We start from the raw sequence: 16,910 nt of genomic DNA on the forward strand, positions 1-16,910 counted from the left end.
CAAAAATCCATACATTTGTTTTGAACAAAAACATCTAAATCAATACGGATGCGTAGAAATTTCAGAGATTACCTTACTATTGCTATAAAAGGATTAGCAATGGGCGCAGCAGATGTCGTTCCTGGGGTTTCAGGAGGAACAATAGCTTTCATATCAGGTATTTATGAAGAATTAATCAAAACTATCAATGACCTAAATACCTCCTTTTTTTCTGTATGGAAAAAAGAAGGGTTTTTATCTTCATGGAAAAAATACAATCTTTCTTTTTTAACTGCTCTTTTTTTAGGAATTGCTACAAGTATTCTTTCTCTTGCCAAACTTATAAAATGGCTTCTACATAATGAACCTTTATTATTATGGGCTTTCTTTTTTGGGTTAGTTCTTGCTAGTATCGTTCACATTGCGAAACAAATTACCACCTGGAAACCAAAAGTGTTTCTAGGAATTTTTCTAGCAGCTATATTATCTTATTTTATAACAATAGCAGAACCTCTAGCATCTCCTGATAGTAATTGGTATCTTTTATTTTGCGGTTTTATAGCAATTATTGCAATGATACTTCCTGGGGTTTCTGGTGCTTTTATACTATTACTCTTAGGAGCTTATCAAACATTTATTAATACTCTTAATCAATTGCGTGATGGGTTAATACATATGAATCTTGAACTTTTGTGGCAAGCACTATCTAAGATCTTAATTATTGCTATAGGTGCTATATTAGGACTAAAACTATTTTCTAAAGTATTAAACTGGATGTTCAAGCATCACAAAAACATGACTTTAGCTATACTTACAGGATTCATGATAGGTTCTCTTAATAAATTATGGCCATGGAAAAAAGTAATCTCCTGGAGAACAAATTCTGAAGGAACAGAAGTTCCTTTTATAGAAAAAAGCATTTTACCCTCACAATTTGAAGGAGATCCAAGAATAATATGGGTATTGTTTTTTATTACTATAGGTTTTTTATTAATCTTAATATTAGAGCGACTTTCTATCAAAAAAGAAGACTAATCAATGCAACAAAGTACCCGAACTTTTACAGATAGATTTTTTCTTGTCATCAAAGGTCTTGCAATGGGTGCTGCAAATAAGGTTCCAGGAGTTTCTGGAGGAGTGGTTGCATTTGTTGCTGGGTTTTATGAAGAATTTATTGCTTCTCTCCAAAGAATAAATTTTAAAGCTTTTAAACTTTTTATAAATTTTAGATTCAAAAGCTTTTGGAAATATATTAACGGAAAATTTCTTTCACTATTAATTCTAGGAATGCTAATTAGCTATTTTAGTGTTTCTAAAATTTTAGATTACCTAATTATTCATTATGAACTATATGTTTGGTCTGCCTTTTTTGGTATGATCATAGGATCAATCTACTATATCTTAAAAGGTTTTGATGATTGGAGTAAAAGGAATATATGCCTTATTTTTATAGGCATAACTGTCGGAATAAGTATTAGCTTATTAGATCCTGCTAAAGAAAATGACAATCTCTGGTTTGTATTTATTTGCGGTATAATTGGAGTTTCAGGAATGACCTTACCTGGTTTATCTGGTTCTTTCATATTGATATTATTAGGTAATTATGTGCTTTTATTAGTAGACTCTGTAAATGCTCTATATGATACCATAGCGAACATTATTCAATGGGATTTTTCGTTTATAGAAGACCCAAAAAGAATACGTTTACTACAAGTACTCACAGTCTTTAGCATTGGATCTTTAACGGGTTTAGTTACATTATCTCATTTTTTGGGCTACGTTTTAAAACATTTTAAAAACGCAACCTTTGCAGCTATTATCGGTTTTATAGCTGGTTCTTTGGGTGTTGTTTGGCCTTGGAAAAACAAAGTTTATAAAACAGATATTCTTGGCAACACCAAGTTAGACGCACTAGGCAATCCAATTCTGGATAATTACGATCGTTATTTTCCTGACTTCACTACTACAGAAACTTACATAGGCATATTTTATATCCTTACAGGAATTGGTGTAGTTTTATGGTTAGAATGGTATGGTAAACGATTGACAAAAACTTAAAAATGAAAAAAACATACGGGTTATTAGGTAAAAATATTGGTTACTCTTTTTCAAAAAGTTTTTTTTCTGAAAAATTTGAAAATGAAAGTTTAAATTGTGAATATATAAACTTCGATATTACAGAGATAAAAGATATAGTTGACATAATAAAAAATCCGCAAGTACAAGGCTTAAATGTAACTATCCCATATAAAGAAGAAATAATTTCTTATTTGGATGATCTTGATCCAATTGCTAAAGAAATAGGAGCTGTAAATGTTATTAAATTTAGCAAAGATCAAAAAATAAAAGGATACAACAGTGATTACTATGGCTTTACAGAATCTTTAAAACCATTATTAAATAAAAAAATAAAAAAAGCACTAATATTAGGAACTGGAGGAGCTTCAAAAGCAATTTCTTATGCTCTAAACCAATTAAATATAGAACATACATTTGTATCTCGTAATCCAGATTTTAATGAACTTAGCTATTCGGATCTTGATGAAGATATAATGAGTTCGTATACATTAATTATTAATTGCACACCTTTGGGGACGTATCCAAATGTCCAAAACTACCCAGATATACCTTATGAATATGTTACGAAAAATCATGTTTTATATGATTTAATATATAATCCAAAAGAAACTGCATTTATGAGTAAAGGCAAAGAAAAAGACGCTAAAGTATCTAATGGATTACAAATGTTAATCCTACAAGCTAAAAAAGCTTGGGAGATATGGAATAATTAACAAGGATATTTTAGTTTTGAAATAAATTTCTTACAATAAATAATCTATATACTCTTAAAACTCTTCAATAACTTTGAGGTTTTCTAATATGTTAGTATCTTAGTCAGGCATTTAGTCTAGATAAACAAAAAAGCGCATACGATGTCCACACGTGATAACCTGCCAAAGGCAGATGGAAACAAAGATAATAAAACCGAAATTTTAGATATTAACTCTGAGACAGAAAACTTAGAGTCATCTGCACCAGAGATCACTAAAAAATCTGATGAAATATCTATAGAACAAACTGACGAAAAAAATCTTTCTGAAGAGCCTACTAATATCGATAACTCAAAAATTACCGATGTTGTAGAAAATAATTCTGTTTCTATTAATGATGGTAATACTGTCTCCGATAAAAAGGAATCAAGTACAGATAGTACTCTAAAAAAAGAGGATCAAATTCAAGATCAAATGGATGAGGCTGTTGCAGAGGATAGTGAAGATGAAAGTACGATGGAGCGCCATAATATCGAGAAGAAGGATTATCACGCTATGAATAAGGAAGAATTGATCAAAGAACTTAAAGAATTGATCAAGAATGAAAAAATTCAGGCCATTAGAGAGCATGTTGAAGAGATTAAAAATGAGTTCAATGAAAAATTTAATGAAGAAGTTGAGCAAAAGAAGGATGAATTTTTAAACGAAGGTGGTGATATTATTGATTTTTACTACTCTACACCTATAAAGAAAGAATTCAATTCTGTTTATTTTGATTATAAAGAAAAAAGAAATGCATATTATCAAAATTTAAAAAAGGATCTTCAAGAAAATTTAAAAAGACGATTAGAACTTATAGAAGAGTTAAAAGGACTACTTAATGTAGACGAAAATATAAATACTACCTATAATCATTTTAAAGACATTCAAGAAAGATGGCGTAATGCAGGAGCTATTCCTAGAGATAAATACAATACTGTATGGAATACGTATCACCATCACACAGAGAATTTTTATGATTTTTTACACCTAAATAGAGAGTTTAGAGATTTAGATTTCAAACACAACCTGGAACAAAAACTAAAAATTATAGAACGTGCTACAGAATTAGCACAAGAAACAGATGTTAACAGGTCTTTTAGAGAGTTGCAATTACTCCATAAAATGTGGAAAGAAGATCTAGGACCTGTTGAAAAAGAATACAGAGAACCTATATGGGAAAAATTTAGTGCATTAACTAGGCAAATTCATGAAAATCGCCAAAATCATTTTAAAGACTTAGATAAAGTTTTCGAAAAAAATCTTGAAGTTAAACAAGAGATCATCGCTAAAATTACTCAAGTTGCTTCTAGTAACGCAAAGAATCATAGTGGTTGGCAACAAAAGATAAAAGAAATAGAAGTTCTTAGAGATGCTTTTTTTAATGCAGGAAAAGTACCTTCTAATGTAAACGAACAAACATGGAGTGAATTTAAAACAGCTGTAAGAGAATTTAATCGTAATAAGAATTCTTTCTATAAAGGACTTAAAAAAGATCAATTCGATAACCTTAACAAAAAGATAGAATTAATTCAAATTGCAGAAGATAATAAGAACAGTGATGATTTTACTACTGTTACTCCTCTTATGAAAAAAATTCAATCAGATTGGAAGAAAATTGGTCATGTACCTAGAAAAGACAGTGATAAAATCTGGAAACGATTTAAAGACGCTTGCAACTTTTATTTTGATAGAGTTCATGCAGAAAAAAATGAGCTTAATAAAGAAGAAGAAGCTTCATTAGATAAAAAACAAGCACATATAGAAAAACTTAAAGAGCTAAAACTATCTGGTGATCCAAAAAATGATCTTGCTACTATAAAAGAAAATATTGTCGTTTGGAAAACATTAGGAAGAGTGCCATATAAAGGCAAAAGCATTGAAGATACTTATAACAACATACTAGATGGTTTTTTTAAAGAACTTAACCTAAGTCGTAAAGAAACAGAACTGATCAAATATGAAAATAAATTAAACACTCTGTCTAGCCAAACAGATGATCGCGCACTTAAGAATGAACAAAACTTTATTCGTAAAAAAATTGATGAAGTACATGCTGAAATACGACAGTTAGAAAACAATCTTCAGTTTTTTAAACATGCTAAAGACGATAACCCTTTGGTAAGGGATGTACAAAAAAATATTCAAAAACACCGTGATAACCTTGAGGTTTGGAAGGCTAAATTGAAAAAAATAAAACAATTATAATCTATTTTTGATTTATATAATACTTCTATAATTCAGAAGCAATTATAATACATTTTTAATTTTTATATTATAACTATATATAAAAAAAGTGTTTTATAGAAACCTAATGCTATCTGCTACCCTAAAAACTGACCTAAGAATAATTGTTATGTTTTTAGTAAACGTTATAGGCAGAAAACATAAAATTTTCAAAGATCAAGATTGTCACATAACAATCAGACCTTAGAGCATCTACCTTTGATGTGACGCTTTATTTAAGTCCATAAATCTATTCGTTTATCATCTTTCTATACTCTATGGAATTTTCTTACATAAACTCTCTACCAAGGTATTATCAGGCCTGAACCAAGCATTGTCTACCATTCTGGTTTGCCCCATAAAAGCTATCAAATGGATGATGTGAATTACCTCTTTTTTATTGGGATTACACCCTTTAGCACCACTTTGTTGTTCCCCAAATCTGGTAATGACAATACTATCAAGGTATAATAGTGATATTGACAACTTCCTATCTGATCTAAAAAACCAATGTTGCCATTGTGGAAAAACATCCGCACGTTATGAGCTTGGGAAAACTTTGCAAAAGAAAATAAACATACCCCTTATCAGAACCAATCTACAAAAAACAAATCTCATACCTATTAGAGTGTCTAGCAACAACGAAACATTATTACTTTTATAAATATGGGCGCTTAAGTTAACGCTAAAGATTACTGTTTTTTTTAATACGATGCAAGCCTCGGAGTATTAAACCCTAATAGAATAAAAACAAAATTACCCATTAGAAAAATTTTTCTAATGGGTAATTTTTATTAAAACTGAACAAAACCTAACTAGATAACTTTAAATTAGTATCCTGGATTTTGTTGCCCAGCAACTGTTGGGTTTGCATTAATCTCTGCAGTTGGAATAGGAAATTGGAATCTGAAATCACCTGCAGCAAGAATTGGAGCTACAGGAGTAGTTCCTGTACCATCAATAAGATCTCCACGAGTTGGATTACGCTCTATACTTTCTCCTCTTCTTTTTATATCAAAGAATCTATGACCTTCACAAGCTAATTCAACTCTTCTTTCAAATTGAATAGCATCTTCCAAAGCAGTACCTGTTTCTGTTCCTGCTACAAAAGAACTGTATCTTTCTTGTCTTAACAAATTTAGAGTAGTTAAAGCAGCTCCTTCTTGTCCTAATTCAAATTGTGCTTCTGCTTTATTTAAAAGCACTTCTGCTGCACGTAAAACCTTCACATCAACTTTTCCGTTTACTTGACCAGGTTCTCCTAAAAACTTTTTAATTGCGTTATAGTCATTCCCTTTATTTGTACCAACAAATTGTAAAACATCTTTTCTAGCATCATTAGCATCAATACTATTAAAGAAATCAAAATCAAGCACATACTCCGAAGTTGTAATCCCACGTGAAGATTGACTATAAAGAACACCTACACTATTACCTCTTGCTTCTGAAGAAGTATTAATAGAAAGCTCTATAATAACTCCTGCATTAGTTACATCTGTATATACATCAGGAAGTTCAGAAGCTGTAGCCAATCCTGCAGTTACTTTATTAGCTGCATCTATAGATTTTTGATATTCTCCATTATACAGATAAACTCTTGATAACAAGGCATATACTCCATTTTTATTTAATCTACCTTCTATATTATCTTTATCAATTAATAAAGCTGCACGCTCTAAATCATCAATAATCTCCAAGTAGTTTGATGCTATAGTTTCTCTTGCTGGTTGAGCATAAGGATCCCCAGAGTCACCATCTTCTACCTTAATATATGTTACACCTAATGCACTATTTGCATCAGAACTTTGCGTAGGAATTGGTCCATAAATTCTTGCTAGATCAAAATGAGCCCAAGCTCTTGCTGCTAATGCTTGACCAAGAATATTATCTTGTTGAGATTCTCCATCTATATTATCAATTTGTCCTATAATTAAATTAGCTCCATTAATAGCTTCATAAGCTTCACTATAATATAAAGGAATAGCACCTAAAGTACTCGCTACATATCTTAAATCATGATAATCATCATTAGAGTTTCTACCAGTCTGAGCTTGTATAACGTTATCTGAGATAATATCAGGAATACCCTGTAAGCCTGAGTCAGGATTTGAGTAATACAACCATAACTGTCTGTAAACACCATCTACTCCTATTTGAAAAGTCTCTGGAGTATTAAAAAAGGTCTGTGGACTACCTTCTGTAAAAGGCTGTAAATCATTTAATTCATCATCACAAGCTAAAAAACCTAGCGAAAAGAATAAAATAATTACTATGTAAATTTTATTGTTCATGTCTTTTTTTTATTTTAAATTAAAATCCTACTTCAATTCCAAAAGTATAAGATCTAGTTTGTGGGTAGCTAAATAAACTAAACTCTCCTGGCACGAAACCTGGATCTCCTTGCTCTCCACTTTCTGCAGAACCTATACCTATTTCTGGATCACCTTGATAATCTGTTAATGTCCAAATATTTTGACCAGTAACAAAAAGTCTTAGAGATTCTAACTTTATAGCGTCTAAGAATTTTCTAGGCATATTATAATCAAAAGTTAATGTTCTTAATCTAATAAAATCACCTTTTTCTAAAAATCTTGTAGTTGCTGCTTGATCTGCAGTATCTTGAAATCTAGGGCTAGGTAAAACACCTGTATCTCCTGGTTGTTTCCAATAATTAAAAGCACTAGTGTATAAATTTGAATCAATATTACCTATAGCTTCACCTGCTGCTCTTTGTCTATTTAGAATATAATTACCGCTTCTGTATACAAAATCTCCTCTTAAACCAAATCCTTTGTACTTTACAGAAGTATAAAAACCTCCTTCTACATCAGCTATTGGCGATTTTCCTTCTTGAATTTTTTGGAAACTATCACTATAAGTTTCTGTAATATTACCATCTAAATCTACATATTGAGGCGCTCCATTATCTGGATTTACTCCTGCATATTCTACTAGATAGAAAGAATTGATTTCCTGACCTTCACGGAGAATAATATTTCCAAATGTTCCTCTTACTATATCTTGTCCATTTATTAATTTCTTAACTTCGGTATCTAACAAGGTAATATTACCTCCAAGAGATAAACGAAAATCTTCTGTTCTTATAACATCTGCATTTAAAGAAATCTCTACTCCTCTATTTTCTACTTCTCCAATATTTTGAAAAATAGCATTATCTTCATCTCCTGCTGTATAAGAGATAGGTCTATTAAGAAGAAGATCTTTTGAATTCTTTTTAAAATAATCTACAACTCCACTAAGTCTATTATTAAAGAAAGCAAACTCTACACCAATATCTAAAATTGCTTGAGACTCCCATTGAATCAATGGATTTGGTGCATTTAAAGAAGAACCTGTGGTTCTACCATTATAAGTAGAATTAAATCCTAACAATTCTACGAATTGAAAATCTGGTATATTCTGATTACCTGATGTTCCATAAGATGCACGAAGTTTTAAATCGCTAAAAAATGAATCATCCATAAAGCTTTCTTTAGCTATATTCCAAGCTAAACTACCACTTGCGAACGTACCATATTTATTTTCAGGTCCAAACTTAGTAGAACCATCTCGTCTTATAGAAGCGGAAGCAATATATTTTCCATCATAATCGTAATCAAGGAATAATGCTTGAGAAAATAAAATTCTTCTATCCTCATCAGAACCAGCATTAGTAGCTTCTGCAGAGACATCTAAGTATGGTATTTCTGCTGAAGGAAAACCTCTAGCATCAGCAAATAAATCAGTTCGTATATTTTCATTATATTCTAAAAGAAAACTAGCTGATAAATTATGTACATCATTAAAAGTATCATTATAACTAAATAAATTAGATACATTATACTCAAAATCTAAGGCATAATTTTCTGTTTGAGTCCCTGGAAAATTTTTATCTCCAACAAACCCGTCTAAAACACCTCCTTGAAGAGATCTACTTGTTCTATTGAAACGGTTACTTACAAGACCTATCGCAAAACGATTTGAGAATTTATCTGATAAAGTTATATTCGCTGCAACATTACCAATAACTAAAAGGTTACGGCTACTTTCTTGTTCTGTTAACAAAGCTCTTGCTATTGGAAAAGAAGTTGACGTTGGATTAAATACAGGGTTTCCTTTTGTATCCAATAATACATTACCTTGTGCATCTCTCGAAAAAAGAGGCTCATAAGGGTTATAAGAATAAAGAGCTCTAAATGGATTCTGCACATTGTTTCTATCCCTAGGAAGATCCGTAGCACTTCTAGCATAAGAAACGTTAGCATCTATACCTAGCCAATCTTTTGCTTGATAAGAAGTATTTAATCTAGCTGTAATTCTTTCAAAACCATCTATTCTATCTATTACACCAGTGTTTTTATCATATCCTAAAGATAAAAAATAAGACAAACGCTCATCAGCACCTGATATAGACAATGAATTAGATTGAATCACCGAAGTTCTTAAAAGTTCCTCTTCCCAATTTGTATCCAAACCTATAAGTGTTTGTAACTCTTCAGGAGTTGAAACTGCTCCAGGAAGTTTTGTGGCAGCTCCAATCCCTAATCCTGCATATTGACGCTCTATCTCTAATTTTTGAGAAGCATTCATTAAATCAAAAGAATCTGGAATACGCTCACCAAAACCATATGAAGAAATGAATCTAATTTTAGCATCTCCTCGTTTTCCTTTCTTTGTTGTTATCAAGATAACACCGTTTGCTCCTCTAGATCCATATTTAGAAGCTGAAGCAGCATCTTTAAGGACAGACATAGATTCAATATCATTAGGATTTAAACCTGCTAATGGATTGAAATTATTGTTTGCTGTATTATCCGTAATAGGAATAGGAACACCATCTATAACGTAAAGAGGAGTTGTACTTGCATTTAAAGAACCAACACCACGTATTTGAACAAATGCCGTATTACCTGGTCTTCCATTAGAAGCTGTAACTTGTACCCCTGCAGCCTGACCCTGAAGTATATTATCAATACTAGTAGAAGGGACAAAATCCTGTAGATCTTGTGATCCTACAGTGGATATAGCAGAAGTTATGTTTGACCTCTTGGAAACTCCATAAGCAGTAACAACAACCTCTTCTAATTCTGAGGAAGAAGCTATCAATTTAACATTAACTGCTGTATTGTCTCCTACAACAATTTTTTTAGTTTCAAAACCGACATAACTAAAAGAAATTACTGCACCTCGACTAGCAGATATAGTGTATACCCCATCAAAATCAGTTTGGGTTCCTCTATTTGTATTTTCGATAAGGACGTTAACGCCAGGAAGCGGTAAGCCTTTATCATCTGAAACGGTTCCTGATATACTGTTTTCTTGAGCAAACGACATACTGCAAGTAAAGAAAAACAACATTAAGAACTTGTAATAATGTACTTTCATAGATTAAAGTTTTCAAAAATTATATTTAACATAGTTACTAGTGTAATCATGGTAGGAAGGTAAGAATATTTTGATGGCTAACTCAATTTTACTTTCATAAAACTTCGAACAAAGTTTAAATGGATTATAGTAAAAAAACTTACCTTCCCTTTATATGATTATAAAGACAAATAAAAACGTGAACCGATAAAAAACAGGTAATCCCTATAATATCTTACCTTTCCCGAAGAATATTTACCTTTTAATGTCCTAAGATAAACTTTTATGAAACAATATACAAACCTATAATTCCATAAAGCACCTACAAAAATTACTACAGCATTAAATTAACTCTAAAAACCTATTCATTCTTCCCCCTATAAGCCACTCTTCTTTACAAATCCTAACTTATCTTAATCTCTAATCACAAAAAATAAAATATAAAAAATGACTTATAGTCTTTAATATCTAATAAAAATCTAAATCTTATCTAAAAATGAAACACCTGAGCTGGGTTTACAGTCATTCATGTTATTTGCTTTTTAAATTCTAAATCTATTAAATACAAATATATGAGGAAGCTTATTGCATTATTTTGAAGAAATGGAAATAGTAAAAAACCTAAATGCACAAACTATTTTATCTTGATAAGTCTATCTGAATAAACAAATCAACTGTTTCCGAATATTACTTTTTTTTTAATACAATAGTCTTTCTTGGTAGATATAAAAAAGAAATGATGATTTTAACAAAAGAAAACTAAGGATGTTTTATTGTTTTCTAAAAAACTTATTTTATAACATTAAAATAAAAACTTTCATTACAAAACAAATAGTTTCATGTATTCTGAAGGAGTAATCTGATTATACTTTTTGAATGATTTATTAAATGTTACTTTATTATTAAAACCTACTTCATATGCTATATCTATTATAGCATAATCTTTATATTTTTTATTTTTCAAAAGCTCCTTTGCTTCCTCTATCCTATATTTATTAATCAATTCAAAAAAATTCAACCCGAAATGTTCATTAACAATCTGTGAAGCATTATGCCTTGTAGTATTTAATGATTCAGAAAGTTTTTGAAGTGTTATATCATTTTGCTTATAAATTTTTTCTTCGTCTAACAAATACAATAGTTTTGATTTAAGCTCCATAGACAAACTTGATGTAAGCCCTGATTTTTCATATTTACTGTTATTTCTTTTTACAATCCCTTTACTAGCTATCACTTTGACTTTCTCAAATAGAGACGGCCTTACAAATGCAGAATAACTAACATACAACACTATAAACGCTGTAGAAGATATTTGTAAATAAAAAGCATAATCACTAAAAACATATTGTTTAATCGAAATCACGTACATCGCGTACACCACTACATATATTAAGCAAAAAATAATTATTCTTGTTTGCCAATTATTCATTAGCTTCGATATCTTCACTTGCTCTTTTTTATTTCTAACATATATTAAAATCAAAAAGATGCTGTAGGCTAGTAAGGAAATTAATTTGCTTATCATTATCAACACTAAATATGGATTTTCTCCTTCTAACAAAATCCTTAACTTCTCTTCTCCTGTAAGTGTATAAACAGAAAATAATAAAGCCCCTAATAAAAAAGTAGGTGCTAAATGAAGTAAATCTTCTTTCTTTAAACTGTACTGTGATGTTATTCGCTTAAAGTAAAAATAAATCAAAGGACCATACAAAAGTGAAAATATGGTAGACATATAATAAACATGAGGATAATAATATGAATAATTCATTAAATAGACACCTATATGAATCATAAATAAGGAATGGCAAAATAAAAATCCTCCCATCAAAAGACCGGATATCTTATCTGTTTTTTTTCTAAGATTTAAAACAATAGATACAAAAATACCTACAAAAGCTACGTAGAAACAAAAAATACCCCACCAATCTATTTTTTTTACATATTTATTTGTTAGTTCTCTATAAGGTTTTGAATGTGCTATTTGATAAAAATGGCTATGAGTTATAAAAGCCATATCTAAACTAGCCTTAACATATTTTTCTATAAACTCACATGCTAAGCTTGGCTGAGCAGATGTAGCATAAGAAAATGCTAATTCTTTATATACAGCAATAGAATCTTTATTATTTTCTGCTATCCTAAGGTTTTCTATCGAATTTGTCTTATCTGACTTTTTAATAGTATAAAAATTGTTTTCAGAAAACAAAAACATAAGAGATGCTATATCCTGTTTTTTTTTACCTACTCCATTTTCAAAACTATATGAATTTGAAGAAGTAAACAACAGAAAAATACCGAATGAAAATGTTATTATTATTTTATGAATTAGCCGCAAAATTATTTTTTAAAATAATTAATTACGCTAAATTAAGCTTTTTTTCGCTTCAACTTTTAAGCAAGTAAACCTTACTTTGCAATAGTGTTGAAAAAATTTCCAAAAAGACAGTTATTCAAGCATTTACAAGAAGTATAAAATTATGTTAAAGATCTATAAAAAAAGCCATAATACATTATTTAGGTAAGTTTTAATATTTTTAACACAACAAAAGGACTATTTTTCTTACATAAAATCTACGACAAACAGGAATGTTACTAAATCAAAAAATCTTAGTAGACATAGTATTAAATTATATTTTTAGCCTCTTCCCAAAAAACATCCATTTCAGCAAGAGTCATATCTACGAGATCTTTATTGTTTTCTTTTGCCTTTGATTCTAAATATTGAAATCTTTTTATAAACTTTTTGTTAGTTCGCTCTAATGCATCTTCTGGATTTACTTTAAGAAATCGAGCATAATTGATTATAGAAAAAAGCACATCTCCAAATTCTGATTCTATTTTATCTTGATCTTGTACATTTATTTCATGTTGTAATTCGTCTAATTCTTCTTTCAATTTTTCAAATACTTGATACGGTTCTTCCCAATCAAAACCTACTCCTGCAACTTTATCTTGTATTCTACTTGCCTTTACCATTGCTGGTAACGATTTAGGCACCCCTTCTAAAACACTTTCTTTACCTTCTTTAAGTTTTAAATTCTCCCAATTACGCTTAACATCTTCTTCGTTTTCCACAACGACATCCCCATAAATATGAGGGTGTCTATGAATCAGTTTATCACAGATCTCATTAGCTACATCTGCAATATCAAAATCTTTCGTTTCACTACCTATCTTAGAATAGAATACTATATGCAGTAATAGATCTCCTAATTCTTTTTTAATTTCGTTAAGATCATTATCTAAAATTGCATCTCCTAGCTCATATGTTTCTTCTATCGTTAAATGTCGCAAAGATTGTAAGGTTTGTTTTTTATCCCAAGGACATTTTTGTCTAAGTTCATCCATGATAGTTAATAACCTATCAAAAGCTTTAAGCTGGTTTTGTCTGGAGTTCATATATAATTTGGTTATATAGAAATTGCTTCCATTCTATTTTTGGTAGCATTAAATTCTTTTATCATGTCTTCTAATATAATCCCTGCTGGTTTTATATCATTAATTAATCCTGATACTTGACCGATCTCTAATTCTCCTTCTTCTAAATCCCCTTCAAACATTCCTCTTTTTGCTCTAGCTCTACCTAATAATGCTTTTAGTTCTTCTATAGATGGGCCTTTAGTGTATAATGCTGCCACATCCTGATAAAATTTGTTTTTAAGCAATCGAACCGGAGCTAATTCTTTTAAAGTCAACTGTGTATCTCCTTCTTTAGCATTTACTACCATATTTTTAAAATCTATATGGGAGGATGCTTCATTACTAGCCACAAAACGGCTTCCAACCTGAACTCCATCTGCGCCCAACGCCATTACAGCATACATTGCTTTACCTGTAGCAATACCTCCTGCAGCAATTAACGGAATATGCATTTCATTTTTAACCATCGGGATCAAAGCAAGAGTAGTAGTTTCGTCTCTACCATTATGCCCGCCTGCCTCAAATCCTTCTGCCACAACTGCATCAACACCTGCTTGCTGCGCTTTTAAAGCAAATTTAACACTACTAACTACATGTACTACTGTAATTCCTTTTTCTTTAAGATAAGCTGTATAGGTTTTAGGATTACCCGCTGATGTAAATACTATTTTCACTCCTTCTTCGATGATGATTTGTATAATCTCTTCGAGATTTGGGTACAACATAGGAATATTAACTCCAAAAGGTTTATTAGTCGCTTTTTTACATTTTTGGATATGCTCTCTTAACACATCCGGATACATAGATCCTGAGCCAATAAGCCCAAGCCCTCCTGCATTACTTACTGCACTCGCTAACTTCCATCCACTTGCCCAAATCATTCCTCCTTGAATTATTGGGTATTGAATATTAAATAATTCTTTAATCTTATTCATCAATTTTAAATCTAAAAAATATTTAATGTATTTATTTTATGAAATCACTCCAGATCCCACTAATTCTTCCTCTATATACCAAGCCACAAACTGACCTTCAGTTATAGCACTTTGTTCGTTTTCAAAAACCACATACATTCCTGATTCTACCATATATAATCTGGCTTTTTCTAAAGACTGTCTATAGCGAATTCTTGCCATTACTTCCAGTTCTTGATCTACATCTAATTTAAGATCTTTTCTTACCCAATGTAGTTCTTCATTAGATATAAACAATGCTTTTCTGTATAGCCCTGGGTGTAATTTTCCTTGTCCTGTATAGATGGTATTAGTTTTTACATCTGTCTCTATTACAAAAAGAGGTTCTGGAGTACCACCAACTCCCAATCCTTTACGCTGTCCTTTTGTATAATAGTGCGCTCCTTGATGTTTTCCTACTATTTTACCGTCTTTAACATCATAAGGGTACTTACTGGATAGAAACTCTAATTTTTCTTTCTTAGATGCAAATTTTGGCTCTATACGCTTATATTTTTCTTCAAAAGAAGATATTTCAATAATATTTCCTTGTTTTGGTTTTAATTTTTGCTGAAGAAATTCTGGCAAACGAACTTTTCCGATAAAACATAATCCTTGAGAATCTTTTTTATCGGCAGTAACTAAATCTTGCGCTTTAGCTATTTCCCTAACTTCGGGTTTTAACAATTCTCCTACAGGAAATAATGTTTTTGCAAGTTGTTCTTGGGATAACTGACATAGAAAATAAGATTGATCTTTGTTTGGGTCTTTTCCTTCTAATAATCTATGTATTTTTTCACCATCTTTTTCAATAGTATCTTTTCTGCAATAATGCCCTGTAGCCACATAATCTGCACCAAGAGATAACGCTATTTTAAGAAAAACATCAAACTTAATTTCGCGATTACACAACACATCTGGATTAGGAGTTCGTCCTTTTTCATATTCATTAAACATATAATCTACAATACGTTCCTTATACTCCTTACTTAGATCGACAGTCTGAAAAGGGATGCCTAGTTTTTCTGCAACCAATAATGCATCATTACTATCATCTAACCAAGGACATTCATCGGATATTGTAACAGAATCATCATGCCAATTTTTCATAAACAATCCAATGACTTCATACCCTTGTTTTTTAAGTAAATATGCAGCGACACTAGAATCGACTCCTCCTGATAACCCTACGATTACTCTCTTCATCAAAAAATACTTTATTTATTTAAAAATTTACTATTTTGCAAAAGTAATAAATAAAAAAAGCAATGCTTGTGCATTGCTGTATGGTTTTATCTATACATATATTTTTAAAATCGATTTGAGTTACATTCTTTTTTAAAACCCCCTTTTTTGAACTGGAAATAATTTTTGTTCTGATAATTTTCCTTTTTCATAATAATTCCAAATTCCATCTTTTCGATCCCTTTTGTAATTTCCTTCTATAAGTAAATCTCCGTTGGTATCATAGTATTTAGTAGGGCCATGCAATTGATCGTTTTCATACGTAAACTCTTTTATAATTACACCTGTATTGGAATATATAAACCTTTTTCCATTTCTCTTACCATCAAAATAAGTTATTTTTTCTGTTAATTGACCATTTTCAAAATACGTAAGTTGTTCTCCATTTAACCTACCCAACTTATATTGTTCTGTCATCATAATCTTTTTATCAGATCCATTATGATAATATTCCCATAAACCAATACGATCTTTACCTATCATATTCCCTTTACTTATTACCTGTCCGTTTTGCGTAAAATATTTTATTTTTATGGTATCACTATCCTTAGCGAATGTTTTTATAGCTGTAGGGAATTTATCGCTATTAGGTTTATAGAATTTAAACTCCCCTACTTCTTTTCCATGTTCGAAAGTACCCTCATAACGAAGTTGGTCACTATTTTCATATGTCTTTCGCCATTTACCATGCCTCTTTCCCTCTACATCAAATTTATTGTATTCTTGTGCTAAAGCATTAAAACTCACAAATCCTAAAACACAAAACAAAACTCTAATTCGCATAACTGTCATTTAATTTGGGACTCTATCTTAACGAATATGATATTCAAAAAGTATACCAATATTATAAAATAAAAATGGAGAAATAACCTTAAAAACACAAAAAAAGCTCCTAAAAAGGAGCTTTTAA

General features: G+C 30.7%; 12 protein-coding genes. 4 read left to right on the forward strand and 8 right to left on the reverse strand.

Going from position 1 to position 16,910, the window contains the following annotated elements; translation table 11 throughout:
• Positions 1-48 precede the first annotated feature (48 nt).
• The 4 genes from H527_RS0102565 (at position 49) to H527_RS0102580 (ending at position 4,997) form a co-directional block, all read left to right on the forward strand.
• On the forward strand, positions 49-1,014 hold the full coding sequence (locus H527_RS0102565) for a DUF368 domain-containing protein (protein WP_027411250.1): 966 nt from the start codon (positions 49-51) through the stop codon (positions 1,012-1,014).
• A 3-nt stretch (positions 1,015-1,017) separates the two neighbouring features.
• Positions 1,018-2,037 (forward strand): DUF368 domain-containing protein, encoded by a 1,020-nt coding sequence (locus H527_RS0102570; RefSeq protein ID WP_027411251.1) that lies wholly within the window; start codon positions 1,018-1,020, stop codon positions 2,035-2,037.
• Between the two features lie 2 nt (positions 2,038-2,039).
• Positions 2,040-2,771, forward strand: coding sequence for a shikimate dehydrogenase family protein (locus H527_RS0102575; protein WP_027411252.1), 732 nt, complete (start codon positions 2,040-2,042; stop codon positions 2,769-2,771).
• A 141-nt stretch (positions 2,772-2,912) separates the two neighbouring features.
• On the forward strand, positions 2,913-4,997 hold the full coding sequence (locus H527_RS0102580; RefSeq protein ID WP_081414535.1) for a DUF349 domain-containing protein: 2,085 nt from the start codon (positions 2,913-2,915) through the stop codon (positions 4,995-4,997).
• A 294-nt stretch (positions 4,998-5,291) separates the two neighbouring features.
• On the opposite strand, the gene H527_RS0102585 is transcribed toward H527_RS0102580, so the two are convergent.
• The 8 genes from H527_RS0102585 to H527_RS0102620 form a co-directional block, all read right to left on the reverse strand.
• The gene (locus H527_RS0102585; RefSeq protein ID WP_027411254.1) at positions 5,292-5,501 is read right to left on the reverse strand and encodes a hypothetical protein; all 210 of its coding nucleotides are present in this window, start codon (positions 5,499-5,501) and stop codon (positions 5,292-5,294) included.
• Positions 5,502-5,845: 344 nt separating this feature from the next.
• A complete protein-coding gene (locus H527_RS0102590; RefSeq protein ID WP_027411255.1) occupies positions 5,846-7,306 on the reverse strand; it encodes a RagB/SusD family nutrient uptake outer membrane protein in 1,461 nt (486 codons plus the stop codon).
• A gap of 19 nt (positions 7,307-7,325) precedes the next feature.
• Positions 7,326-10,400: a SusC/RagA family TonB-linked outer membrane protein gene (locus tag H527_RS0102595; protein ID WP_027411256.1), complete on the reverse strand. Its 3,075-nt coding sequence runs from the start codon at positions 10,398-10,400 to the stop codon at positions 7,326-7,328.
• 799 nt (positions 10,401-11,199) lie between these two features.
• Complete coding sequence (locus H527_RS21300; protein ID WP_155837792.1) at positions 11,200-12,717, reverse strand: helix-turn-helix domain-containing protein; 1,518 nt, start codon at positions 12,715-12,717, stop codon at positions 11,200-11,202.
• Between the two features lie 287 nt (positions 12,718-13,004).
• On the reverse strand, positions 13,005-13,781 hold the full coding sequence (gene mazG / locus H527_RS0102605; protein ID WP_027411257.1) for a nucleoside triphosphate pyrophosphohydrolase: 777 nt from the start codon (positions 13,779-13,781) through the stop codon (positions 13,005-13,007).
• An 11-nt stretch (positions 13,782-13,792) separates the two neighbouring features.
• Positions 13,793-14,737, reverse strand: coding sequence for an NAD(P)H-dependent flavin oxidoreductase (locus tag H527_RS0102610; protein WP_081414536.1), 945 nt, complete (start codon positions 14,735-14,737; stop codon positions 13,793-13,795).
• Positions 14,738-14,773: 36 nt separating this feature from the next.
• Positions 14,774-15,961, reverse strand: a complete 1,188-nt coding sequence (gene mnmA, locus H527_RS0102615; RefSeq protein ID WP_027411259.1) for a tRNA 2-thiouridine(34) synthase MnmA — start codon at positions 15,959-15,961, stop codon at positions 14,774-14,776.
• A 132-nt stretch (positions 15,962-16,093) separates the two neighbouring features.
• The gene (locus H527_RS0102620; RefSeq protein WP_051316613.1) at positions 16,094-16,783 is read right to left on the reverse strand and encodes a toxin-antitoxin system YwqK family antitoxin; all 690 of its coding nucleotides are present in this window, start codon (positions 16,781-16,783) and stop codon (positions 16,094-16,096) included.
• Positions 16,784-16,910: the final 127 nt, after the last annotated feature.

The organism is Aquimarina muelleri DSM 19832 (assembly GCF_000430665.1).
Classification (GTDB): Bacteria; Bacteroidota; Bacteroidia; order Flavobacteriales; family Flavobacteriaceae; genus Aquimarina; species Aquimarina muelleri.

What these genes read in the sequence shown, in the direction of transcription:
- H527_RS0102565 (WP_027411250.1), top strand. Translation starts at nt 49, where the DNA reads ATGCGTAGAAATTTCAGAGATTACCTTACTATTGCTATAAAAGGATTA.
- H527_RS0102570 (WP_027411251.1), top strand. Translation starts at nt 1,018, where the DNA reads ATGCAACAAAGTACCCGAACTTTTACAGATAGATTTTTTCTTGTCATC.
- H527_RS0102575 (WP_027411252.1), top strand. Translation starts at nt 2,040, where the DNA reads ATGAAAAAAACATACGGGTTATTAGGTAAAAATATTGGTTACTCTTTT.
- H527_RS0102580 (WP_081414535.1), top strand. Translation starts at nt 2,913, where the DNA reads ATGTCCACACGTGATAACCTGCCAAAGGCAGATGGAAACAAAGATAAT.
- H527_RS0102590 (WP_027411255.1), bottom strand. Translation starts at nt 7,306, where the DNA reads ATGAACAATAAAATTTACATAGTAATTATTTTATTCTTTTCGCTAGGT.
- H527_RS0102595 (WP_027411256.1), bottom strand. Translation starts at nt 10,400, where the DNA reads ATGAAAGTACATTATTACAAGTTCTTAATGTTGTTTTTCTTTACTTGC.
- mazG (WP_027411257.1), bottom strand. Translation starts at nt 13,781, where the DNA reads ATGAACTCCAGACAAAACCAGCTTAAAGCTTTTGATAGGTTATTAACT.
- H527_RS0102610 (WP_081414536.1), bottom strand. Translation starts at nt 14,737, where the DNA reads ATGAATAAGATTAAAGAATTATTTAATATTCAATACCCAATAATTCAA.
- mnmA (WP_027411259.1), bottom strand. Translation starts at nt 15,961, where the DNA reads ATGAAGAGAGTAATCGTAGGGTTATCAGGAGGAGTCGATTCTAGTGTC.
- H527_RS0102620 (WP_051316613.1), bottom strand. Translation starts at nt 16,783, where the DNA reads ATGCGAATTAGAGTTTTGTTTTGTGTTTTAGGATTTGTGAGTTTTAAT.